At 63.4% G+C, this 23551-nt stretch carries 21 protein-coding genes and 1 tRNA gene; 11 read left to right on the plus strand and 11 right to left on the minus strand.

The features are described from left to right. Positions 1 to 162: 162 nt before the first annotated feature. The 4 genes from ACIHA7_RS15685 to dnaG all read left to right on the plus strand — a co-directional run bounded on the left by ACIHA7_RS15685 (position 163) and on the right by dnaG (position 5127). A complete protein-coding gene (locus ACIHA7_RS15685; protein WP_397289828.1) occupies positions 163 to 840 on the plus strand; it encodes an MBL fold metallo-hydrolase in 678 nt (225 codons plus the stop codon). A gap of 164 nt (positions 841 to 1004) precedes the next feature. Then, positions 1005 to 1583 carry a YdcF family protein gene (locus ACIHA7_RS15690; protein ID WP_397290782.1) on the plus strand — a complete coding sequence of 193 codons (579 nt, stop codon included), beginning with the start codon at positions 1005 to 1007 and terminating at the stop codon, positions 1581 to 1583. Beyond that, positions 1583 to 2842, plus strand: a complete 1260-nt coding sequence (locus ACIHA7_RS15695; RefSeq protein ID WP_397289830.1) for a deoxyguanosinetriphosphate triphosphohydrolase — start codon at positions 1583 to 1585, stop codon at positions 2840 to 2842. Before ACIHA7_RS15690 ends, ACIHA7_RS15695 begins: the two co-directional genes overlap by 1 nt. Before the next feature lie 359 nt (positions 2843 to 3201). Continuing rightward, entirely contained in the window at positions 3202 to 5127 is a 1926-nt protein-coding gene (gene dnaG, locus ACIHA7_RS15700) for a DNA primase (RefSeq protein WP_397289832.1), read from the plus strand. 155 nt (positions 5128 to 5282) lie between these two features. Here dnaG and ACIHA7_RS15705 read toward each other — a convergent pair whose 3' ends face one another. Both ACIHA7_RS15705 and ACIHA7_RS15710 read right to left on the minus strand, forming a co-directional pair. Then, on the minus strand, positions 5283 to 5528 hold the full coding sequence (locus ACIHA7_RS15705) for a hypothetical protein (RefSeq protein WP_107654933.1): 246 nt from the start codon (positions 5526 to 5528) through the stop codon (positions 5283 to 5285). A 94-nt stretch (positions 5529 to 5622) separates the two neighbouring features. After that, on the minus strand, positions 5623 to 5763 hold the full coding sequence (locus tag ACIHA7_RS15710; RefSeq protein ID WP_167768984.1) for a hypothetical protein: 141 nt from the start codon (positions 5761 to 5763) through the stop codon (positions 5623 to 5625). 180 nt (positions 5764 to 5943) lie between these two features. Between ACIHA7_RS15710 and ACIHA7_RS15715 the strand changes: the two genes are divergently transcribed. After that, positions 5944 to 6840, plus strand: a complete 897-nt coding sequence (locus ACIHA7_RS15715) for an endonuclease/exonuclease/phosphatase family protein (protein ID WP_397289835.1) — start codon at positions 5944 to 5946, stop codon at positions 6838 to 6840. A 78-nt stretch (positions 6841 to 6918) separates the two neighbouring features. Continuing rightward, a tRNA-Asn gene (locus tag ACIHA7_RS15720) sits at positions 6919 to 6991 on the plus strand. A gap of 79 nt (positions 6992 to 7070) precedes the next feature. Here ACIHA7_RS15720 and ACIHA7_RS15725 read toward each other — a convergent pair. From ACIHA7_RS15725 to ACIHA7_RS15760, 8 genes are all read right to left on the minus strand, one after another. Further along, positions 7071 to 7673 (minus strand): site-specific integrase, encoded by a 603-nt coding sequence (locus tag ACIHA7_RS15725; protein ID WP_397290784.1) that lies wholly within the window; start codon positions 7671 to 7673, stop codon positions 7071 to 7073. Between the two features lie 813 nt (positions 7674 to 8486). Then, the gene (locus ACIHA7_RS15730; RefSeq protein ID WP_397289837.1) at positions 8487 to 10028 is read right to left on the minus strand and encodes a PIN domain-containing protein; all 1542 of its coding nucleotides are present in this window, start codon (positions 10026 to 10028) and stop codon (positions 8487 to 8489) included. Between the two features lie 31 nt (positions 10029 to 10059). Next, a complete protein-coding gene (locus tag ACIHA7_RS15735; protein WP_397289839.1) occupies positions 10060 to 10995 on the minus strand; it encodes a protein NO VEIN domain-containing protein in 936 nt (311 codons plus the stop codon). Beyond that, positions 10995 to 12878, minus strand: a complete 1884-nt coding sequence (locus tag ACIHA7_RS15740) for a DEAD/DEAH box helicase (RefSeq protein ID WP_397290786.1) — start codon at positions 12876 to 12878, stop codon at positions 10995 to 10997. Before ACIHA7_RS15740 ends, ACIHA7_RS15735 begins: the two co-directional genes overlap by 1 nt. 3 nt (positions 12879 to 12881) lie before the next feature. Beyond that, positions 12882 to 14201: a hypothetical protein gene (locus ACIHA7_RS15745; protein WP_397289841.1), complete on the minus strand. Its 1320-nt coding sequence runs from the start codon at positions 14199 to 14201 to the stop codon at positions 12882 to 12884. 3 nt (positions 14202 to 14204) lie between these two features. Next, on the minus strand, positions 14205 to 15047 hold the full coding sequence (locus ACIHA7_RS15750) for a hypothetical protein (protein ID WP_397289843.1): 843 nt from the start codon (positions 15045 to 15047) through the stop codon (positions 14205 to 14207). Positions 15048 to 15905: 858 nt separating this feature from the next. After that, positions 15906 to 16316: a very short patch repair endonuclease gene (locus ACIHA7_RS15755; protein ID WP_397289845.1), complete on the minus strand. Its 411-nt coding sequence runs from the start codon at positions 16314 to 16316 to the stop codon at positions 15906 to 15908. A 70-nt stretch (positions 16317 to 16386) separates the two neighbouring features. Next, positions 16387 to 17637: a DNA cytosine methyltransferase gene (locus ACIHA7_RS15760; protein WP_397289847.1), complete on the minus strand. Its 1251-nt coding sequence runs from the start codon at positions 17635 to 17637 to the stop codon at positions 16387 to 16389. Positions 17638 to 18749: 1112 nt separating this feature from the next. On the opposite strand from ACIHA7_RS15760, the gene ACIHA7_RS15765 reads away from it, so the two are divergent. From ACIHA7_RS15765 to ACIHA7_RS15780, 4 genes are all read left to right on the plus strand, one after another. Next, a complete protein-coding gene (locus ACIHA7_RS15765; RefSeq protein WP_397289849.1) occupies positions 18750 to 18878 on the plus strand; it encodes a hypothetical protein in 129 nt (42 codons plus the stop codon). Between the two features lie 55 nt (positions 18879 to 18933). Then, the gene (locus ACIHA7_RS15770) at positions 18934 to 19653 is read left to right on the plus strand and encodes a GIY-YIG nuclease family protein (protein WP_397289851.1); all 720 of its coding nucleotides are present in this window, start codon (positions 18934 to 18936) and stop codon (positions 19651 to 19653) included. Between the two features lie 903 nt (positions 19654 to 20556). After that, positions 20557 to 21027 (plus strand): GntR family transcriptional regulator, encoded by a 471-nt coding sequence (locus ACIHA7_RS15775; RefSeq protein ID WP_397289853.1) that lies wholly within the window; start codon positions 20557 to 20559, stop codon positions 21025 to 21027. A 37-nt stretch (positions 21028 to 21064) separates the two neighbouring features. Next, positions 21065 to 21562, plus strand: coding sequence for an HIT family protein (locus ACIHA7_RS15780; RefSeq protein ID WP_397289855.1), 498 nt, complete (start codon positions 21065 to 21067; stop codon positions 21560 to 21562). On the opposite strand, the gene ACIHA7_RS15785 is transcribed toward ACIHA7_RS15780, so the two are convergent. After that, on the minus strand, positions 21539 to 22678 hold the full coding sequence (locus ACIHA7_RS15785) for an MFS transporter (RefSeq protein WP_397290788.1): 1140 nt from the start codon (positions 22676 to 22678) through the stop codon (positions 21539 to 21541). The two genes, ACIHA7_RS15780 and ACIHA7_RS15785, sit on opposite strands and share 24 nt — an antisense overlap. 115 nt (positions 22679 to 22793) lie before the next feature. Between ACIHA7_RS15785 and ACIHA7_RS15790 the strand changes: the two genes are divergently transcribed. Further along, the gene (locus ACIHA7_RS15790; RefSeq protein ID WP_397289857.1) at positions 22794 to 23528 is read left to right on the plus strand and encodes a helix-turn-helix domain-containing protein; all 735 of its coding nucleotides are present in this window, start codon (positions 22794 to 22796) and stop codon (positions 23526 to 23528) included. Positions 23529 to 23551 lie beyond the last annotated feature (23 nt).

Below are 23551 nucleotides of genomic sequence, written 5' to 3' on the forward strand. Positions count from 1 at the left end.
CTAGCCCTCGGGTCGCTGGTAAACGTCCTCGACCGGAAGTTCCGGCCCACGGCGCATGGTGGTGAGCTCTCCTCGCGAGATGCCGCAGCGACGTGCCGTTGATCATGCGGGTTCGGCGCGCGGCGATGGCCGGGGTTGCGGGTGGTCGATAGCATCGTCGGTGTGATCACCATCGATCGCCCGTATACCGGCCATGTGTCGCCGGGTTCCGACCCGCAGCAGCGGGACGTGCCGGGCGCCCGCATCGTCAAGATGTCCGTCGGCGGCATGGACAACAACTGCTATCTGGTGCAGTGCACGGCCACCGGTGCCACGCTGCTCATCGACGCCGCGAACGATCCCGAGCGGGTCGAGGCACTCGTCGACCACGTCGCGCCCGGTCAGATCGCGCTGATCGTGACGACGCATCAGCACCCGGACCACTGGCAGGCGCTGAAGCAGACCACGGCCGCCACCGGGGCCCCGACCGCCGCCCATCGACTCGACGCCGACCCGCTGCCGGTCCGCCCCGACCGGCTACTGGCCGACGGCGACCAGCTCGCCATCGGCGACCTCACCCTCGAGGTCGTGCACCTGCGCGGGCACACGCCGGGTTCGGTGACGCTCGCTCTCACCGACGGCGCCGGCCAGGTCCACCTGTTCACCGGCGATTCGCTGTTCCCCGGCGGACTCGGCCGCACCAACGGTCCGGCGGACTTCGACAGCCTCTACCACGACGTCACCACCAAACTCTTCGCCCGCTACCCCGACGACACCGTCGTCTACCCAGGCCACGGCGACGACACCACCCTCGGCACCGAGCGCCCGCACCTGCCCGAGTGGCGCGAACGCGGCTGGTAGATCCGCGAAAAACGCGGGCGAAGCACACGTACTGGCAGACTTGGGGAGTGGATTCGCCAACGATGCGCGCTCGAGCCGATTCGGTGCCCGACCCCGTGCTGCCGCGGAGTAAAGGCGCGGGGGTGCGGCGGTGGGTGCGGCGGCTGATCGTCGGATCGGTGTTGATGGGGCTGGTGCTGGTCGGCGGGACGGCGTTCCGGGTGTGGCAGGTGGCGCGCATCGACGACTACGCGACGGCCGACGCCATCGTCGTGCTCGGCGCCGCGCAATACTCCGGCACGCCCTCGTCGGTGTTCGAGGCACGACTCGACCAGGCCTACCGGCTGTTCCGGCTCGGCGTGGCACCGCGGGTGATCACGGTGGGCGGTAAGCAAGAGGGGGATCTGTACACCGAGGCGGCGTCCGGCAAGAACTATCTGCAGTCGCGGGGCGTGCCGAGCGACAAGATCCTTGCGGTCGAGACAGGTTCGGACACCTTGCGCAGCGTCGAGGCGGTCGCGACGGCCATGCAGGCCCGCGACATGGACTCCGCGGTGCTGGTGAGCGATCCGTGGCACTCCTTGCGCACCCGCACCATGGCCCGCGACGAGGGTTTGGACGCGTGGACCGCGCCGACCAGGACTGGACCCGCCGTCTACACCCGTGAGTCGCAGGCGCATGGAATCGCCAGGGAGACAGGCGCTTTGCTCTGGTATCAGCTCACCCATTTCGCGGCGGATTTCCGATATACGGCAGGGCAGTAGTGGACGGTTACACCGAGCACGATTGCGAACGGCTGGTTGTCGAGCGCGCGAAAACCGCGGGACTCGGCCCGCCGCGCAGCGAATTCGAGACCGGGCATCGCACCGAGTTCGCTCGGGACCGGGCCAGAGTGCTGCACTCGGCGGCCCTGCGTCGCCTCGCCGACAAGACTCAGGTGATGGGTCCGCGCGACGGTGACACCCCGCGTACCCGGCTCACCCATTCGATCGAGGTCGCCCAGATCGGCCGCAGCATCGCCGACGGTCTCGGGTGCGATCCCGACCTGGTCGATCTGGCCGGGCTGGCGCACGACATCGGCCACCCGCCGTACGGGCACAACGGCGAGAAAGCCCTCGATGTCTTCGCCGACGCGCACGGCGGTTTCGAAGGTAACGCGCAGAACCTGCGCATTCTCACCCGTCTCGAGCCCAAGGTGCTCGACGCCGAGGGGGCGAGCGCGGGTCTCAACCTGACTCGCGCCGCTCTCGATGCCGCCCTCAAATATCCCTGGGGCAGAACGGGTCCCGGCACGAAGTTCGGCGCCTACGACATCGACACCGACCGCCTGGACTGGGTACGCAAGGGCGCGCCTGAGCGTCGCCGCAGCCTGGAGTGTCAGATCATGGATTGGTCGGACGACGTCGCGTACTCCGTGCACGACGTCGAGGACGGTGTGATCGCGGGCCGTATCGATCTGCGCGCTCTGGCCGACCCGATCGAGCAGGAGGCGCTGGCCAGCCTCGGCAGGCACAAGCATTACTCGCTGTCGGCGGACGAACTCGTCGCGGCGGCGCAGCGGCTTTCCGAGCTGCCGGTCGTCGCTGCGGTGACCGATTACGACGGCACGCTCGCCAGTTCGGTTGCGCTCAAACGACTCACCAGCGAGCTGGTCGGCCGGTTCGCCACTGCTGCCATCTCTGCCACCCGGGAGACCGCCGGCAGTGCTGCCCTTTCCCGGTACGGTGCCGACCTCGAGGTTCCGCAGGTGGTGGCCGCCGAGGTGGCGGTGTTGAAAACCGTCGCGCTTCGCTACGTCATGTCCGACCCCGATCACCGACTTCGCCAAGAAGCTCAGCGCGAGCGCATCCACGCGGTTGCCGAGGGGCTGCTCCGCCAAGCGCCGCGCAGTCTCGAACCGCTGTTGCTGCCGTGGTGGGAGGCCGCCGCCGACGACACCGCGCGGGTTCGGGTGATTGTGGACCAGATCGCGTCTTACACGGAGAGCAGGTTGGAGCGGGTGGCGGCGTCGCTGCGTCAGTGAGTGGCGTCGTCGGTCAGTGTGACGAGAATGACGCGGGTTCGGTGGGCCGGGCGTAGCGGACACCAGCTCGCTTGCTCAGTCGACTTCGCGGAGAAGTGTCGTTGAGCGCGCCTGCGTGCACTGTGTCGCTCAGTGTGACAAGCATGACCCGGCGCTCGAGCGGGCAGGCACGGGACCGCGTTTTGCGAGACGCCGACGCGCACGGCTGGTTCGACTTGTTCAGGTTGCAGGAACTCGCGCCGCCGCGTCGCTGCAGTTCGGGTGCTACCGCCACCTTCTGCCATGTCGCGTCGCCGCAGTGGCAGTCGAGCCGGAGCCAAGGGTGAAGAAGGCACCCCTCGACGGGTACGCTCACTGCCGTGGCCGGACGACTCCCAGATCGCGATATCGCGGCGATACGTGACCGCGTCCGCATCGAAGACATTGTGGGGGAATACGTCGCGCTGAAGCGCGCCGGCGCGGACTCCATGAAGGGGTTGTGCCCGTTTCACGACGAGAAGTCGCCGTCGTTTCATGTGCGCCCCAATCATGGCCTCTTCCACTGCTTCGGCTGCGGTGAGGGCGGCGACGTCTTCGCGTTCCTGCAGAAAATCGACCATGTCGGCTTCGTCGAAGCGGTCGAGCAGATGGCCGACCGGGTCGGCTATCAGATCAACTACGAGGGTGGCGGCACCTCGGTGCAGCGCGACCGGGGCACCCGTTCCCGGTTGGTCGCCGCCAATGCCGCCGCGCACGAGTTCTACATGGCGCAGCTGCGCGAGCCGGAAGCGGAGACCGCGCGCAAGTTCCTCACCGATCGCAACTTCGATGCCGCCGCCGCCCAGCAGTTCGGTTGTGGTTACGCGCCCGCGGGCTGGGACACGCTGACCAAACATCTGCTGCGCAAGGGTTTCGAGTTCAAGGAGCTGGAGGGCGCGGGCCTGTCGAGGCAGGGCCAGCGCGGCCCGATCGACCGGTTCCACCGCAGGCTGCTCTGGCCGATCCGCAACCTCGGCGGCGACGTCATCGGGTTCGGCGCGCGCAAGCTCTTCGATGACGACACCATGCCGGGCAAGTACATCAACACCCCGGAAACGATCCTGTACAAGAAGTCCCAGGTGCTGTTCGGCCTCGATCTCGCCAAGCGCGACATCGCCAAGGGGCATCAGGCCGTCGTGGTCGAGGGCTACACCGACGTGATGGCCATGCACCTGGCCGGCGTGAAGACCGCCGTCGCCTCCTGCGGTACCGCCTTCGGTGACGAGCACCTCGCGCTGCTGCGCAGGCTGCTGCTCGACGACAATTTCTGGCGCGGCGAGATCATCTACACCTTCGACGGTGACGCGGCGGGCCAGGCGGCGGCGCTGAAAGCCTTTGCGGGCGACCAGAAGCTGGCCGGCCAGACCTACATCGCGGTGGCGCCCGACGGGCAGGACCCGTGCGAGCTACGCCAGCAATCCGGTGACGGTGCCGTCCGCGACCTGGTGGCGCGGCGTACCCCGTTGTACGAGTTCGTGATTCGCGGCCTGCTCGCCGACCACAACCTCGATACCGCCGAGGGCCAGGTGGAGGCGCTGCGCCGGGCGGTCCCGGTGGTCGCGCAGATCAAGGACAACGCGCTGCGTAAGGCGTATGCGACGAAGCTGGCCGGGTGGGTCGGCTGGGACGACATCCAGACCGTGGTCCGCCGGGTCGGCGACGAAGCCAAGCGCAACCGCACCGGCGGAGGCGGCACCGGCGGGCGACAGGCCCCGCCCGTGCGGCAGACCGAGGTGGTCGCCGAACATCCTGCGGCCCGGCCCAATCCGAACGATCCGACGCTGATGCCGCAGCGACAGGTACTCGCCGCGGCGTTGCAGTACCCGGCGATGGCCGGGTCGGTGTTCGACTCGCTGGAGGCCGACGCCTTCACCCACCCCGCCTATGCGGCGGTTCGGCTGCTGATCGCGGAGGTGGGCGGCACCTCGGCCGGGCTCGGTGGCGCGGAGTGGGTCAACGCGATTGCCGACCGCACCGATGACCTGACCATGCGCGCACTGCTGTCCGAGTTGGCCAACGAGCCGCTGCCGGTGAAGAACGCGGCCGGTATCCCACGTTTCGTCGCCGGTGTGCTGGCGCGCACGCAGGAGGCCTGGGTGGGGCGGCAGATCGCCGAGCTGAAGTCGAAGTTGCAGCGGGTGTCGTCCACCGAGCAGCCGGATGCGTACATGGCGCTGTTCGGGGATCTGGTGGCGCTGGAGCAGTACCGCAAGAGTCTGCTGACGCAGGCGATGGGCAACCACGACGACTTCGCTACCGGGGCTTGAGAACCCGCGTCGGCGTTCCCGGACGTACTCGATAGTGTCGTGCGCGAGCGTCGGCGACGAGCTCATCGTCGGCGTCGAGCCGCAGCGGAAGTCGCCCGACGAGCCACCCAGCGCAGTAGAGCTCGTTGAGACCGATCGTGTCAGTCGATCGGGCGTCAGCGGCGGAGCTGATCCTGCGGCACGAGGATGGTGGTGCGCTCGTCCAGCGGCTCCATCGGTTCCAGCCGCGGTTTCGTGCTGAGCTTGTCCGACAGCTTCTGCCTGCCGACCAGCACCAGCTTGCGGGTCACCGGGCTCTCGGAGAGCGCCCGGGTCGCCGCGCTGATCTGCTCGTAGCGAGCCCGCCCGGCCTTGCTGCCGAGTACATACCCGGCCGCCACGCCGATGATCAACCGCAGCATCTCGATGTGCTCCTCCCAGTTGCCTGTTCGCGGCTCTATCCTGCCCGACGGCCGGTGGCCCTGTCGATCCGGATAGGGCCTGGGAGGCGGATGCTCAGGCGGCGAGTTCTTCTCGCTTGGCCCGATGCTCGTCGCACAGCTGGCGCTGGCCGCGGCGGATGTGCGCCGGATCCAGCAGTTGTGCGAAGGTCAGATTCTCGCGACGCCAGCAATCGCCGCATGCGAATTCGTTCATGGCGGCCACCTCGTTCCTCTGCTCAGCGGGGTTGCCAAGGAGTTCCCAATTCACCACGCGCTCAGCGCTTTGTGTTCATTCTCGCCCCTGATAGCGGCCGTACCGTTACTTCCAGGTGAGAACGGTGGAACGCGATCCGGTTTCATGAACCTCTCATCTCGCCCATCCATCGTTGCCGTCATGCCGTACGGAACTCTTCGAGACATCACCCTCGCGTCGGCCGCCGCACTGCTCGCCGCTCTGCTGGTGGCCCCTCGATTGCTGCCCGAGACCGGCGGGTTTCGCCAGCTCGTCAGCAGTTTCCTGCCCTGGCTGATCGTCCCGACACTGCTGCTCGCCCTCGTCGCCCTCTGCGCGGCCTCCAAGGTCGGCCTCGTCGCTGTCGTGGCCCCGATCCTGGCTTGGACGGTGATCTTCGTCCCCGAACTCGTCGACCGCCCGCACGGCGAGTCGTCCCCTGACGCGTTGCGTGTCGCCACCCAGAACCTCGGTGCAGGCGGCACAGCAGACGAATTGACCGACGCCGCAGTGATTTCGGTACAGGAACTCACCGACCGCAACCGAACAGCCGTAGCAGCCGCCCTGGACCCACACCACCCCCACGTCGCGACCGTCGGCACCATCGGCCTGTGGAGCCGCTACCCCCTATCCGACGTCGAACGCCTCGACCTAGGCCAAGGCTGGGCCCGCGCCCTACGCGCCCACCTCGAAACCCCCACCGGCGACGTCACCGTCTACGCCGTACACCTAGGCTCCATCCGCTTCAACGACACCGACGCACGCAACCGCACCCTTCGCACCCTCACCGACCTCGTCCACCGCGACCCCGCCCACCGCCTCCTCGTCCTCGGCGACCTCAACACCGCCTCCACCGACCCCGAACTCACCGCCCTCGCCCTGCACGACGTCCGCAGCGGCCTCGGCTTCACCTGGCCCGCCGACTTCCCCCTCACCCGCCCCGACCACATCCTCACCCGCGGCTTCACCCCCCGAGCCGCCACCGTCCGACACACCCCCGGCAGCGACCACCGCGCCGCCACCGCAACCCTCGACCCAACCCCACATGTCAGCAGGTAGCGACGCGATTTGGGCGGGCGCCCGCCCATACGCTAAAGTTTCTCCTCGGCCCGCCTAGCACAGACGGACCGAGGATAGTCCCCTATAGCTCAATTGGCAGAGCAGCCGACTGTTAATCGGCAGGTTTCTGGTTCGAGTCCAGATGGGGGAGCAGTGACCAGGGCGAACGGTACAGTTCGACCCTGGTTTTTTGCTTTTCGGTGTTAGAACGACACGGAAACGACACGTTTTCAGCGTGCGAGGCCGCCTAGAGCGGCGGTGAAGTCAGGTGCCTCGGTGGGCTGGTCGATGTAGTGGCGTTTGGTGACCGAGTCGTTGGCGTGGCCGAGCTGCTGAGCTGCTGCTTGGGGGCCGTATTGCTCGGCGATGAGCGAAGCGACGGTCTTGCGGAAGGTCTTGGGGGTGACCCAGGCGAACTTCTCGCCGCGTGCCTGGCGCCACAGGCGGTTGAAGTTGTGGGGATCCCAGATGCCGCCGTCGCGGTTGGGGAAGACCAGGTCCAGTTCGTTGGCGACTGCCTCGGCCTTGACCCGCCGGAGGGTGTCGATGACGAATTGAGGCAAGACCACCGTCCGGTATCCGGAGTCGGTCTTGGTCCATTCCTGGCGGATCAGTCCTTTACCCTTGATCCGGATGATGGTGCCGGAGAAGGTCATCCGTGCCGGGGTGCTGTCGAGGTCGATATCCGACCAGCGCAGGGCTAATGCTTCGCCGGGGCGCGGGCCGCGGGCCGGTTCCGAGTTCGATGTCGGCGACGTCGAGGAGCCTACCCGCAGGTTGCCGAGCGCTGACTGGCTCGCCTCGCCGCCCGCGCCGCCGCCAGACAGCCGGATGCCGTGCCGGTTGCCTTCGAATTCGACGGCACTTACTTCTGCCCGGCGATGCTACGTTCTTCCCGGACACGCAAGACGCGAAATGTCGCTGCAGGCAACGAGAAGATGGCACTGGCCGTCGACGACCAGGTTTCGCTCGACTCGTTCATTGCGCCGCCGCCTGCGCGTCTGCGGTCACGCCGAACCGCCTGTTGACCGCACTGGCAGCTGGGGCGCGGTAACTACCTTCAAATCATCCCAGTCAGCCCTGAGGCTGGAAGCTGGCCAGGACAGCGGTCGGTGATCAGTGGTACGACACCGGCCGTTCTGGACAAACCTCTCGGATTCCGCGCACCATCAGAAGCGTTGGAAGGAGCGTTGCGATGGCTGCCTGAGATTGCAGGCATTATCGACCGTTCTGCACAGCGTTCGACATCGGCAAGCACTCCCTCTACATCACAATCTTGTGTTCAACGGCATAGTAAGAAAGAAGTTGCGCTCACGTTGCTTACCAGGGCCACCGGATGGTGCATTCACCGACAAAGTTCGCTGAATGCACCAGGGCTCTTTCCGTCCCAGGCTCGGATTGCCCAGGTTCCAAGCGTGCCCAGTCGACATCAGACGATGCCACCCCGTTCCAGGCCATGCTCGCTCGCAATGATCCCGACGTGACATGGTCCATAGCGTCGCCTAATTAATATACTCTATTATCGATTGAATGCAATCCATGCATCAGCTGTGTAGGGGGACATCTCAGGGTTCGATGAGAGTTTCACTGCTAGTGCCTGAAACACCCGAAAACTTAAATCGATACAACCAAGTGTTGGCGTGTCGTCACTGTCTATCCTCGCCATCTAGTCCAGAACGAAATTCTTTGCCGAATATCTCAAGGTAAGTGTCATACGTTCGTTCCATCTCTTTCGCAGCGATGGATCTGCTAGCCGGGGATTGCGCCTCTCCATCGAGGAGCTCCGCCAGTACTCGGCGACCAGCCTCGCGGCGACCAGCCTCTACCAAGGTTGCGGCTAGAATACGCCCAATTTCGAACTTGCGAAGACTTTGCGCTCTGCGCGCACTCGCATAGGCACCCTCTAAATAATTGATTGCCTCGAGAGGTCGCGTCGAATTTCGTAACACCTTGGCTACTGCGAGCTGAGTATTCAGAATAGCTGTCGGATTCGAACCAGCGCTCGAATGTATGCACAGAACACGTTCCAGGGTCTCGATGTCGCCCCGGGATTCTGCAGCAGCAGTGATGGGACCGAGCATTCCCAGTACAGGTGAATCAGCCGTATAACCGTCCGTGTCTGCCTCAATCTTCTGAACAAGTGTCAATAAGAGGTCATATTCCACACTGGAGAGGTCCGCCTCTTCTGACGGCGTGGTTGACCCCTCTACCCGATCAATAGGACCGAAGTCGACAGGCCTGCTCTCGCGAGATTCTCTAGCAGAGCGCACGGTCGATATAGTTTCCTCTTCGACCTTCGCGTCAAGGTATGTATTGGCCGACCTCAAAAAGCCTTCAAGGGTGGTCTGATGGTAGGATTGACCGCATTCTGTGGCCATTTCCATAACCATCTCGATCCGCGGTCCGATGGTCCTGCCGTGTAACTGGACATAGAAATCCTCCTTCACATCGTCGGTAACGAAGAGCATTTTTTTCTGTGTACATTTTGCATGTTCAAGCAACTCGAACCATATTAGACAATCCCCCAATGGATCAGGCTTTTTCTTATAGTCCTTATAACCCGGAGGAATCCCCTCTTCCATGCGACGCTGTGCGATAGCGCGCTTCTTTTCGCTTTCTTCGACCGAGAGTGGCGCGCCAGTGTTGGATTCGCTTACGAGAGCGTCGAGTGCGGCGCGGACTGGATCGTCGACCTGTACTTCACTGAACTCGAGAGCGTGGGTCGACCGGAGCGATCCAAATTCTGATTCCAGTTTTTCTCGATACTTTTCAGACAAGGCGATCAGCTCTTCCTGTGCTTCTCTGAAGTGCCGCTGTATTGCCTCTCGCATTTCACGATCTCGGACTTTTCTCTTGGCTACCAGCGACCGCTCTTCAAGAGTCTGCTGAACAAATTCGGCGATGCTCCTCATCGCTGTTTCGGGCATCCGCTCCACTTCGTCCAGGTCCGCGTTGACGTCCCAGGCCGTCTTGAGCCTGTTCTTTTGATACTCGTAGGCAACCTGGAATGGAATCCATAGCCGGTCGCCGATCTTTCCCAGAACTGACAGAATTTGGGCTCGTTGAGAGCCGTTGACTCGGTAGAGAGACAGGAGAACGTTGGCGTCCAGGGCGATCGTGCCCTGCTTGTAGAACTCGCCGAGTTCGTCGTGTGTCGGCGAATACCATTCACGGAGCACGTTCTTCATCTGATCCCCTTCAATAGAAGGTCATACAAAACTATGGACTTTGGAGATCTCGGAACGATCCCAGGGTCTTGCCTGGGACTACGAAATCGGGGTCGAGTAGCACTTCAGGGTCCCGCCACATTTCGGGTGGCACGGTTATCCCAGCTGACTTCTCCCAGCGGAATTGGTCCGTGTCTTCCGGTATGAGTTGTTGCAGGTCGTCGTGGGTGAGCTCGCGGACCGCTTCGACGTGGATCGCCCCGATCTTGTCGGCCAAGAGTGCAGTGTTACTGAGGACGATCTGGATAAGCCTCCACCGCGTTCCGCAGTAGATCGCTGTGTCGAATTCGTTTCGCGTGATGTGGAAACCTGCCGAGGTGGACGAGGTGGCTGCCTTCACCTCTATGCAGTCGACATCTCTGCCGGGCACCTCGATGTCGTATCCGTAGGCGTCGCTGAGCTGGGCAATATGAACGGGATGGCTGCCCTCGTACTCAAGGGCAGCCATCATCAGCAGCTCGGCTGCGTCTCCCAATGCTTTCGCAGCCTGGTTGTCGACTTCGGCGTTAATGTCGGCCGCGGATCGCACCAACACTTGGTCGAGGCGTGGCTCCAGCCAGAGTAATCCGTTCAGGTCGTTAGTGGGGATGAGTTCACGCTGGACATGTCTGCCTTTTACGGCTACGTACAGCCAGAATGGCGGACGGGCTCGCAGCATCACCTGTGCGATGTGACACATCGCACGTCCGTCTGGAAATCGTGCGGCGGCCAGCAGTCGTGGGGAAATCTTGACGTGGGTATCGATGCTTGCCAGTCGGCAGTCGACGAGGTGCTGTGCGTAGGTGCGCATTTCGATCTGAGATGCCAGCTGCCGGCCATGAGTACCGCGGGCTGCGTCCACCCATTCATCGATGCTGCGGCGCGCTGTGAGGAGTGCGACCTGAGTGAGCAGCAGCGTGCTGTAGGCGGCACCGTGGAGGGGAAGCATCAGGATCCCGCCTGCAGCAAGGCGGCGACGGCCGCGATGTCGTCGTCGGTGCCGGCATGTTCTCGGGCATCGGTGTCAGGCTCAGGGAGGGCCATTTTCACAAGGCCGGGGTCGGCCATCAGCTGAGACAGCACGGCGACTTTCTCGCGCAGACGTCCGTCGACCAATTCGTCTATGGTTCCTTCGCTGAGGAGGAGCGTAAACCTGGTTGCGATGTTGTCGGCGAGTCCCAGGCGATGTATCCGATCCTGGCTTTGGAGAAAGTGGCCGGCGTTGAAGGTTCTGTCGAGATAGATGGCATGGTGGCACCAGTGGTGCAAGCTCACGCCCTCGCCACACGCCGCAGGATTGGCCAGAAGAACCCGGCAATCCGGCTCGAAGCGGAACCGATCGAATTCCATGTCACGAGTGACCTGGTCCGGTTTGGCGCTGTCAGCGTAGGGAATCCCCCCGTGGACCAGCGCTGGCTGATGGATGCGGAGGTAGTTTGCGAGCAGCTTGAGGTTACGGACGAAGGTCGACCAGATGATCACCTTCTCTCCGCGAGACGCTGCGGCCTCGACGATCTCGGCGACCTTCGTGTATTTCCAGGGGACCTCGAGGTCCCGGTACTGCAAAAGGAGGTCGGCCACCGGTTCGTTTCCGGCGATGTCGAGCGGCGGGTGTTCGAAGCCCTCCTGGTCGTCTGCGTCGGATCCGGCGGTGAGCAGCATTGGGTTGGTAGCGCCTTCGAGCAGGTACATGGTGATCCGGCCGAGCCTGTCGAATTTCCGGCGATCGGGAGTATTGAGCTGGAATCGACCGCGGTACTGCCCGATCAGCGAGGCGTAGATCGCTCGCTGAATCGGCAGCATAGGCCTTCTGATCACTTCGAAGGTTGTGGGCGGCAGGGCAAGGTCTGCCTTGGGTGTGCGCACGAAATATCGGGAAATCGCCGCGCTGGCGGCGGCGACCACCTCCTGCTCACGACCAGACTTCTGGTCGTATACCGCCTCAGGAAGGATGTCCTGATCCTGGCCCGGGTAGAGAAACCGCACCGGTGCCACGAGGTCGGAGGCTCCCTGCGGCGCAGGCGTGCCTGTCAGTACATCTCGGCGCCGTGCAGCGTAGGCGAGGTCCAGGACCGCGCGACCGTGAACTCCGTTCTCGCCGCGTTTGATTCGGTGTGCTTCGTCGAGGATCATCTGGGTGGGCTTTGCTGCTACGAATTCTCGGATGCGGTCGTAGTCAGCAGCGACCCTGTTGTAGTTGGTGAGCAGTATTTCCGTGTCGTCGGGTATGAGCGACATCGTGCCGGCATGCACGAGGATGCGCGGCGCGGGTTCGATGCAGTCGGCAGAGTCCTCTTTCCATGACTGGAACGCCGCAATCGGCGCGACGACCAGTAAGCGCTGTACCGATCCTCTTGATCGGTGCAGAAGGTAGTTGGCGAGAGCGACAGTAGTTTTTCCTGCCCCTGGAACTGAGAAGTCCGCGCCATGCGGCATTCGTTGTATCGCGGCCAGGTTGAGCAGCTGGAATGGTTTGAGTTGCCGGATGAAGCCAGCTTCTTTCAGTTCGGCCTGTAGGTCCTCGGGCGAAACTTGGGGCGGTTGAGATAGAGCTGCCCGGCGGTCACGTCGATCGCGGGACAGCGTTCGGAGTTGCTCGGTCAGAATCGGCCCGAAATCGAACTTTGTGCCGTACAGCATCCGGACCTCTTGCAGCGCTTTGAGTTCGGCGAAGAAGACATCGGCGCGCACCTGTGCCGTCTCTGTCGTGCCGCCGACGATGCCTCGGGACAGCGCTTCTTGCAGGCGCGCCCACGCTCCGGGTTTTGCGTCTTCTCCTTTCTCCAGCGCGACGATCGGCCGTTTTCCTTGGATTAGTTCGGCGACGATCATCACTCACCGGATCTTGTCGAGCGCTACACTGATCTCGGCAATCAGCTTTGCGAACTCAGCCTCGTCCCATTCCTTGTTGCGTCGCGCCTTGGGAAGCGTCGCGACCACCCGGTTCAGCTCCTCGATCGCCTTCTTGGCGCGAACCAGTGGAGCCTGGAGCTCTGACTGGTCTCTCCCCTCTTCCTTGGCTTCATCCGCCGCAGACGCGATCGAGCTTCCGATGCTGGTCAGCATGTCCTGCACCTGGACCCGCTCTCCATCATCGAGGGTGATGTTGGCCTCTGGCCGCTTCTGTGCGACGAAGGCAAGCAGGCTGTGCAGGGGGGAGATCGGTTCGGAGCCTCCTACGAGGTCATCGAGAAGGTCGTCGGCCGTGTCAGGGGTCGCTGTCTCGGCCTCCGAGGTTGTCGCTTCGGCGAGATCGAGAATCGACCGCATCGTTGTCTCGTCGGCGAGCTCCTGGTGGACTAGCTGCGCCGCGTCGGCGCGTCGAAGGTGCCGCAGTTGTCGATATGGGGTGCCAGTCAACACACCCAGGAAGTACACAGCGCGCACGGAGTCAGCTTCTTTTTGCGGCTTGTTCTTGATGTGCTTAGACAGCTCGTCGAATACCGACTCGTTGTCCACAAAGTCCAGATGGAAGCGCGTACCGCCGGAAAGTTCGACGAGTTGGTGAAGCTGTTGGAGCTTGTCGTACATGCCGCGGACATCGGTCACAGTGCGATGCATACGGTTCGCTACGTGGGCCCAGTTCTTGCCGACACGCTCGTAGAGTTCTTCGATGAGGATGGCTTCGTTGACCCAGGAGTATTCCTGTTTCAAGCTATTAGCCACCTGCAGCTCGGCTTCCAGGTCTACGAGCTCGTCCGGCAAGGCATCCGCCGGCAGGACGAGGCAGGTCACATACCTGGCCGACAGAACCCCAGCCTCGTACAGCGATCGCAGCCCTGCTGTGCGCCGGTTGCCGTTGATCAGAATCCCGTCGGCGGTGACGATCGCCGGTTCCTGCTGACCGCGCTCTTGCAGATCTGTTTTCAGTTCGTCGAAGCCAGGTTGGCTGCAGAGGATCTTGTACTGGGCATCCTGGGCCACCGGTCCGAGCGGGTCGGCGGTAAAAAGGTCCGCACGTCCGGCGAGGCGCTTTTCTCGCTCCTGTTCGGCCCTGGTTCGATGGTTCGAGACGGAGAACCGCACCCATGTCGCCTCAAGCTCGACCTCAGGAAGGTTTTTCTCGCTTCTCGGCCACGCGGGCACACGCACGGTGTTGCTTTTGGTGCGCGCCGCCAGGAAGGCGCTCCGATCGGGGTCGAGGGTATCCAGCATCCGTCAGCTCCTGAACGTGGTGGCGCGGCCGGTCCCGAACCGCGAGGTGATGATCGTCTTGGTGTCGTCGCGGCGCTTTTGGAACCCGACGTGGCCGATGAACTGGGCAGCCTGTGCTGGCGCGATACCAAAGGCCTGGAGCAGTATTGCCGGGAAGACCCTTTCGACCTCGCCGTTCCAGTTCCACGCGTCGGCTTCAGGATTGCGGTCAGGCATCACGTATACGCACGGAGGCGGCACGCGGACCCGTCCGACCTCCAGGCCATAGGCGCTCTTGGGACACGGACGGTTCGGCGTTCCGCACATGTCGTTGTGGAAGATGATGCCCGAGAGGGTGTCCGGCCGCGTGCCGCGGAACTCCCCCAGCAAGCGCTTGACACCCTTGTCGATGTGCGCGCCGGGCTCGTAGCGTGTGCTGTCACATAGCCACCACAGGTAGGTTTCGCGGGCCCATTCGGGCACCTTCCAGCGTTTGCTGCTGTGGGCCCCGTCTGGGCAGCCCTTCTGGATGATGGCGACGTCGCCGAAGCCGCTGATTTCCAGGCGGTAGACCGTATTGTCGCCATACTCGGGCTTCTCCATGTATGCAACGAGGCCCGCATCGACGAGTCCCTGCAGGAGATCGGCTAGGAACATCTTGCGTCCGGATGTGCTCGCGCTACGCCGACCGCGGAATTGCTCGATCGCTCCCGGCAGGGCCGACCGGTACTCGTCCGCCGTCAATCCGTACTTGGTGAGCACCTCCGGGTCATCAGCGAGTTGCTGGATGAGCCGGGTTACGCTGTCGACCACTGCTGGCAGTGGGACACCTGCGTGGCGGCACGGTGCGGCCAGCTCAGCATCCACTCGTCAACCCCCTGTTCGAGCGGCTCAATCAGAGCCAACTTTAGTTGCGGTGCCGAACAATCGAAGTCGGCAGGCATCAGCAGCAATCGCTGACGAAGCCAACTTACTACCCCACACCGCCACGTGCAGCTACTTATGCGCTCACTCCGATGCAGACAGGATGCATCCCTTGAGTCGTGCCGTTTTCGAGGTAGCCCCAGGATGTGCCGCCGTGATCCCCAGGACGCGGCGGCGCTGTCGATGAAAGTTGGTTGGCAAACGGTGGGTGTCATACGCGACGGGTTCTCGGCGGTGAGGGTCTGCCGGTACCCTGCGGAACGCTACGGCACCTGGCGTGATTTGCGCTGTCCAGTTGTCGCCAGCGGCATTTAGTCGTTTACAGGCGCGTTCGGGCGTAGTTGCCGTCGGAGAATTGAGGGTGACGCGACCAGTCCCTCGTAGCTGTTCCACTTCGCGTGCGCTCTACATTCCCGACATCGAGCACACTGAACTTCGTTGATAGTTATGAAAACTCAACCTGTCCTTGGTGCGCCAGATGGCCACGAAGTGATGGTCGGCGCCGCCCTGGAGCCAGCAGTCGACGAAAGCGCGCGGCACGGCACTGGGGTGGTTGTTTCGAACGGCAGGAACGAAGGTACTACGACAGTGTCGATAGTGCCCGCGACTTACTTTGCGCTGCAATCGATCGGGGTTTGGTATGAGCCCGGAATGGCGGAGACAAATCTTTACGTCTGCCTAGTAGAGGCGCTCGCGGGCAGGCCAAAGCTCGGTGTGGTGCAATACTACGCCCGGATAGATTGGAGACTAAAGTCTTCTTGCCGCAAGGACGACGACTGGAGGACGACGCCGCATCGGCAGCTATCCCGGTTGGCCCCTGACCTGCGCCAGCAGGTGACTAAGGGCATGGCGATCTCGCGTATTGCACTCCCAGATCGTGAGGACGCGCCAGCCTTCGGCTTCGAGTTCCCTGCGCCGACGCAGGTCCCGCTCGATGTTGCCATCAAGCTTGCTGGTCCAATATTCCGTATTCGATGCGGGTCGCGCGGATCTGGGGCAGCCCGGATGTTGATGCCAGAAGCAACCATGGACGAATAGAACAATCCGTCTGCCGGGAAAAACCAGGTCGGGTTTTCCCGGCAAACGACGATCGTGAAGTCGATATCGCAGACCGGCGGCATGGAGGAAGCGGCGCACGGCCATCTCCGGCGTAGTGTCGCGCGATCGAACGGCCCGCATTGTTCGACTTCGTTGCTCCGGCGTCTCGCTCATAAGCTCGTGTCTGGTACAGGCCGTGAAGCGGTATGGAGAATTCGGAATTGCTTACGCCGCCAAGCGCTCGTCACGCAGCTTGTTCCTCCGTCTGGTTGGGCCGGAGCACTGCGGGGGCAGCGACCAGCGGTTCAATCAGGTTCTCCGCGAGGAAACGAACCACGTTCACCACGACCCCATCGCCCGCGAGATGGTAGGCATCGTTGTAGCGCTCAGGCAGCTTGTAATCGTCCGGCAGTCCCATGAGTCGAGCTGCCTCACGTGGGGACAACAACCGCGACCGGACGTTGTCGCCCTCGACGACGAGGATGGTCTGGCGACTCGAGCCTCCGGTCGGAGTGCGCAAGCAGCCGGCGACCTCGTCAAAACGGACCTCTGCCCGTTGCACCTTCTCTCGGATCTCTTTGCCGTCGACAACTGCGATGACTTTCCCTTCCGGTCGCATCCGCTTGTAAACGGTCCCCACCCTGCGGCCGCCTTTTTCTCTGGTATAGTTTTTTGCTGCCTCGACTTTGGCTTGGTTCACTGGGTTCATCAGAACGTTCACGAGGCGTTCGGTGACCTCGGGGCTGTTCCAAGTCACGCCCTCAAGCTCATCGCCCTTGATAAGGTCGGCGAAGGTCTGGTAATCATCGCGTTTGGCTGGTGCCTCCGGCAGCTTCCACCACAGCCATGACTCCTTGGCGGCAGGTACCAAGCGTCCGTATGCGGTGCGTAAAGCTGTGGTGTGCCAGACGCTATCTGGTCCCTCTGCGATGAGGTGGTCAGGAATCGGTTGGCGCTTGTCTACGGCGATGATGAACAACCGCGGTCGGGACTGCGGGACCCAATGAGAGGCATTGATGACAACCGCGCCGAAGTTGTAGCCAGCTTCCTCTAGCTCGTTCCCCAGCGTCGAGAATGCCTGGCCCTTCCCTGAGGTGAGCGCCCCGACGACGTTCTCCAACACCACTACCCGGGGAGGAGCCCCTGCTGCTCGAAAACCCTTGACCAGATTCCAGAAAGGATGAAATGAGCCGGACCGCTCGCCGCTCAGGCCTGCGCCGTTGCCAGCGAGGGACAGGTCTTGGCAAGGAAAGGACCCCCACACCAGATCGGCATCGCCATGTTTGCGCGCGACATCGACTGTCAGCTTCGCCACATCGCCCGGAATCATCACGCAGGGATCTGATTCCGATGGCTCGGGGTGCCAGTTCTTGTTGTAGATGGCGACCTTTTTGTCATCAAAGTCGTTGGCGAGCAGGCACTTCCAGTTCGCGCCCAATCCTGCCCGAGCCATGCCGCCACCGGCGAAGAACTCGTAGAAGCTGTACTGGTGCATCTATCCCCTCTTGTCTCTCCGCGCTGATCCGCTAGTTCGTGTACAGCACGCCCGCGTTCGCCAGATCCCATCGCTCACCACAGCGGTCGCCATCGATTGGCTGACAGGCGCGAGACTCACGCCGGGAGCCCTAGATGCCGCCGATCCACCTGAATTACAACCCTGTCATTATCTATCCCATTCCGGCCCATACGCTACAGCACACACCCGACAGGTTCCGCCAATATCCGGCGGTGCCTGACCGCCGCTGAACAAGAAGACGCCAGGTCACGGATGGCGCAAAGCCGACTGTATAGGAGCTCAACCCCTGCGGTGCAGAGGTTTCCATGCACTGCTGTACGGCGTCCGTCACCTTCAGGCCAGCATCGGGAGGCTGCAGGGATCTTGAGGTTCAGCCCAGTGCCTAGGTAGCTGCCTCGATCTTCGCGTGGTGTACGTAACAGTCCATGTCCTCTGTCCTGGACATTGAACGCGGTCTGCAGTGCGCGCGAGAGTTTCGACGTCTGCAGCGTGTCCACGGTCGCCTTGGTGTCCGCGAGTACCGTCTGCGCGGACCGCGGGAGCAGTAGATGGCCAGTGGCGGCACCAAGTCGTCCCCGTCGGACTCGCCTCCATGTCAGTAGCGTCTGCATCAGCCGTCCCGCTGAGCCATAATGCTTCGGGCGAGGCCGCAACGATGTTCCGCAAGGTTCGCCCCAGATTGGGTGGGGAACTCAGATGTCGTCATGGACTTCAACCTCGCATTCCCGCTACTGCTACCGCGGGCTCGGGCATTCCTCGCAACAGCCGCAGCGTCCTGGCCTAGCGGAGATCAAACTCCACGATGGAGACTGGATTCCGTCGAAACGCGCTCATATTGGGTGATCTGAAATTCGGTATTGCAGCTCGGCTGCTTCGACCGCAGCATGCTGATGCGTGCCGCGGTCTGTGCTGCAACAGATATGAAGAGCGCACAGTTCGTGGCCGCTTCTCGTCGAGGGAGGACGGCCGTAGAGTTGAGTTTTTGCGGCGAATTGGCCTCTGCGGAGAAGTATGATCTCGCGGAGCGCCATAGGATGGAAGGATTGAACTAGGTCGTGTTTCAGAGTAGTTACGCTGACGTAGTCAAGTCTATGTTTCCCGTGGACCACGGCTGGCCCGAACGGCTGCGCCGCCAGGCCCGCCGCCACCGCCGCAGGCTGCTAGTCACCGACGAGCTCGTCCCGCCCTCCGCGAGCGGTGAGGCCGTCATCAATGGGTAGTCGAGGCGTCGCCAGCTACAACGATCCGGCCAAGCGGCCGCCGACCAAGAAGTCCATGCCGACGCGGTTTGTGCGTGGGTTCCGTGAGAAGCTGTCGGCAGCCCTCAACACCGTGGATGGCGCGAGCGGCGTGAAGCTGAGCAAGTGCATCGGCGTGTACGCCTTCTATGACTACGATGGCGAGCCGATCTACGTCGGGCAGACCACCGAGGACTTCGGCACCCGCATCGGCCGCCACCTGACCGGGCAACGCTCGGATACCCTGGCCTACCGCATACTCGACCCGTTCGAAGTCGCCGAGATGGAGCTGTACCCGGTCGAGCACCTCCGCCAGGTGCCGGCCACGGAGCGTCGCCCCCAGGTGGACGCCATCGAGTACTCGGTCTACGTCCAGGCTATTCAGAACTCCAAATACAAGGCGATCCTCAACGAGAAGATCCCGCCGATATCGCCCATCGTCGACCTGCCCGCGTCGTACCGCTTCGACCTCGTCCCCGAGGACATGCGAGAGGATCGTGAGCACCCCGACGTTCGGATCGCCCGCCGGGCAGAGACGCTGGCTCGAGTGGCCGCCGTCGCCCACGAGCGCGGAGAGGTCTCGGCCGGGCTTCGGCGCGTGATCGTGATCCAGGCAGTACGCCTCGCCGACCTAGCGGCCGCACGTCTGGCCTATGCGGAGGGCCGAGCACGGCCGTCGCCCGATTCCATCCACGTGCCCGCGCTCGTCGGCAACGTCATGGCTGAATCCGGCGAAACCGACGCTAGTGACGACTAGGTCGACTTTCCCAAGCGCGGGCCGTGGCAGCTCCCAGCATCGAATCGTCTGCCGAGTGGGTCGATCCGGTCGGAGCGGGCACTGAGGAACACGATGGTCGCGCCGTTCTGGGCCACGGTAGTTGAGCCCGAACTGGTCGCTGGCGTACACGTCAAGGATGGTGCAGACCGTGCCACGTGGTTCGTTCCGACATTGCTTGCGATCTGGCGGAGGCGGAATGTACGAATGAAGCAATACCGCAGGCGCGACGATTTGCACATCGGCAATAGCGAGCACTCGAGTCCACCGAAGTCAGCGTCGGAAGCTGGCGTAGACACGCAGGCTGTAATGGCCATGCTCGGCATGAATCACCACAGCGATCGCTGATAAGTTCCTCCCGCTACCGGCATGTCGGCGGAAACTCGCAGTTCATGGCGGGCTGGCGCCTGTTGTGGATGCTGGACGTGCCGCTAGGGCGCGATCGACGAACGCCGATGGCCGTGCATGTCCAGTCGCCCGACCGCCGGGACTTATCCCTTACTGAAATTCCGAACGAGGGGAGAAGGAATATTGGCGTGGCCGACCTGAACACAGCCGTCGGCAGCCGACTCGGTCGACCTCTGGGCATTTCTTGGCTGTACGTCTGTTGACCAGCCGGGCTTGTTCCAGCCAGCATGTGCAGCGACCGCACCGAGGCCGCCTTCGCCGAACCGCGTAGCCCGTGGGCTGTCAACTCGACAGGGGGCAGTCGAGCCAGGCGTCCGCGCATACTGTTCCAAGGCAATTATTAGGCAGCACTGAACAAGCTGGTTCCCTCACCATCAGGAACCGTTGAAACGCAACAGGTTCCATCGGCGACCTCCGCGCGATCCGATCATCCGCCGTACCCTCGAACGGAGCGACGGCAGATGAAGGGATCGACCGATGGCCGAACCGGCTTACGTCAGCATCGCGGACGATTACGCGCGGCGGATCCGGAACAGGAGTCTGGCGGGCGGCATGCAGCTGCCGAGTCATGCGGAACTGGCTGAGCGGCATGGGGTGTCGCGGTCGGTGGTAAGGCAAGCCATTCAGTTGCTGGCTGCTCAGCGGCTCGTGCGGACCGTGCCGCGGCGCGGCACCTTCGTTGTCGAGCAATCGCCGGTGGTGCAACCCGAGAGTCCTGCGGTCGACGACGATGTGGATGAGATTCGTGCCGTGGCTCATCCGATCCGGCGGGCACAGCTGGCCGCTAACCTGATCACCCATTACCAACTTCGTATCGCCGAGCTCTCCGGCATCCGCCAGACCGCCATCGAGGACGCGCACGACCACGGCATGAGTATCGCCGACATCGGCGAACACCTGGGCCTGGCGAACGGCCGCATCGGCGGGCTGCCGCGAATGGACGACTAAGGGCCCGTTTCCGAGCGACGGCGGCAAGAATCTCGGGATGGAGCGGATTCCTTTCGATGTAGACGAATATGTGCGCCGGGTGCAGTCGAGCCCTTGTTTCATCTGCGCGATGGTGGCCGGTGAGCACGACTCCGTGATGGAGCAGATCGTGGTGGAGGACGACGAGAACCTTGTGTTCCTTCCGAGATATCCGTTGCTGCTCGGCTACGTGCTGGTGGCGCCGAAGGTACATCGGGAGCATGTGGTGCGTGACTTGCCCGAGGATGTCTATCTCCGGTTGATGTCGCTGGTTTATCGGGTCGCCCGGGCGGTGGAGATGGTGGTGCCGACGGAGCGGACCTATCTGCTGAGTCTCGGTAGTCAGCAGGGCAATTCGCATCTGCACTGGCATGTCGCACCGCTTCCGCCTGGCGTCCCGTATCGCGAGCAACAGTTCTACGCGCTGATGTCGGAGAACGGCGTGTTGCCGTGGTCACTCGAGCAAGCGATCGAGATGGCAGGCAAGCTGCGGTCAGCCTTGGCCGAGCTCTCGTGAATCTTGATGGGCGGGTTGGGGGAGCAGTAGTGCCAGGCCGACGGCGACGGCAGGAACTAAGCATAGGGCGGTCAGAACTGCTTGTGGCCCTTGGTGATCAGCGAGCATGCCGAGCAGCGGTACGAACAGTCCGCCTGCGCTGACTGCCAGGCCGAGGGTGACGCCTGCGGCGGTGCCTGGACGGTTCGGCAGATAGTCCTGGCCCAGCTTGACCAGTACCGCGAAGGGGATGTTCACCGTGATGCCGGTGAGCGCGGCCAGGCCGAGACCCAGCAACGGGCTCGGCACGAGACGCAGCGCGACCAGCGCGGGAATGGCTGCAGCGCTGCCGATTTGGAGCGTGCGCAGCGTGCCGATGCGGTCGGCGAGGCGGCCACCGAGCAGCGTGCCTGCCACGCCTCCGGCCATGAACGCTGTCAGGGCGGCGCCGCCGAGCGCGCGCGAGCCGCCGAAGGAGTTGATCCAATACAGGGCGAGGAAGGTGCTGAGTCCGAAGGAGATGATCGCGCGGACGACGGCGACAGCGGTGAGCACGAGGAACGGAACCCAGCGGTCCTGGCCCGGAGTCGGCGTCGCGGCAATCGAGCCGACGGATTGCCGAAGTTGGTAGCGCCACAGCAGGAAACCCAGCAAAACCGCTGGGGGAATGAAGAATGCGGTGGCACCGACGCCGTAGGAGACCAGCGCCGGTGTGGCGAGTGCGGGAGCCAAGAAGAATCCGACGCTGCCACCGGCGGCGAACAAACTCATGGCTGACGCACTGTTCCCCGCGTCCCGACGGGCGTCCCGGCCCGCCGACGGGTGGAACGCGGCCACGCCGATTCCCGAGAGCAGCAGCAAGATCCACACCATGGGATAGGTCGGTGCCAGCCCGGACAATCCGGCGCCCAGCCCGGCCACCGCGACCCCGGCAGGTGCGAGCCAGAGCAACCGCCACCTATCGGCGAGCAGGCCGAGCACCGGCTGGGGGAGCGAACTGCCCAGCGCCGCGGCTAGCGCGAGACCCGACGCGGCGACATAGCTGTAGTTCCGCTCCAGTACGAAGAACGGAATGCTTGCGGGTACCAGGCCCTGATAGAAGTCGTCGACCGCGTGGGCAATCACCCAGTACCGCATGCGTTTCCACGCAGAACGCACCACGACAGCATCTGTACTCACCGTGTCTCCTCCTCTGCCATCCGGCAGCCTATGGACGACAGGCCTCAGCAGGATTCCGATAAACTGCCTGATTATGTCGATCTTCCGCCAGGACACCACGGTGGCGAAGACGCTCACCGGCGGAGCGCGCATCCATCGCCACCGGCATGCCGACCATCAGGTGGTCTATCCGCGCTCCGGTGTGGCCGAAGTACGCACCGACGCGGGCAGTTGGATCGCCCCTGCGGACCGCGCGATCTGGATCCCCGCGGGCAGCTGGCACGAACACCACTTCTACGGCCCGACGCGCTTCCACACGGTGGGCTTCCCGCCCGAACTGGCTCCCGACTGGACCTCCCCGGCGGTGCTCGCGGCACTGCCGCTGATCCGCGAGCTCATCATCACCTGCTCGACGGCCGAGGACCTGCCCGATGCCGAACTGAGGTTGCTGCGCCAGGTCTTGCTCGATCAACTGCGTCGCAGCCCCGAACAACCGTTGCGGCTACCCGCGGCACGCGACGAGCGACTCCGAAAGGCTTGCGCCCTGGTCGAATCCGACCTCACCGAGGTGTGGACACTGGCCGGACTCGGCCGCCGGGTCGGTGCCGGCGAACGAACGCTCACTCGCCTTTTCCGTACGGAATTCGCCATGACCTACCCGCAGTGGCGCACTCAGCTGCGCCTGCACAACGCCATGCAACTCCTCGCCGAGCAGGTACCGGTCACCACAGTCGCGTATCGGTGCGGCTGGTCATCGGCCAGCGCGTTCATCGAGGTCTACCGCCGCACGCTCGGACACACTCCTGGCGCGAGCCGAGATCTGAAGTAGGTGCCCGAAAGGTGTTGCACTGC

This window comes from Nocardia sp. NPDC052316 (assembly GCF_044547795.1).
Lineage (GTDB): Bacteria > Actinomycetota > Actinomycetes > Mycobacteriales > Mycobacteriaceae > Nocardia.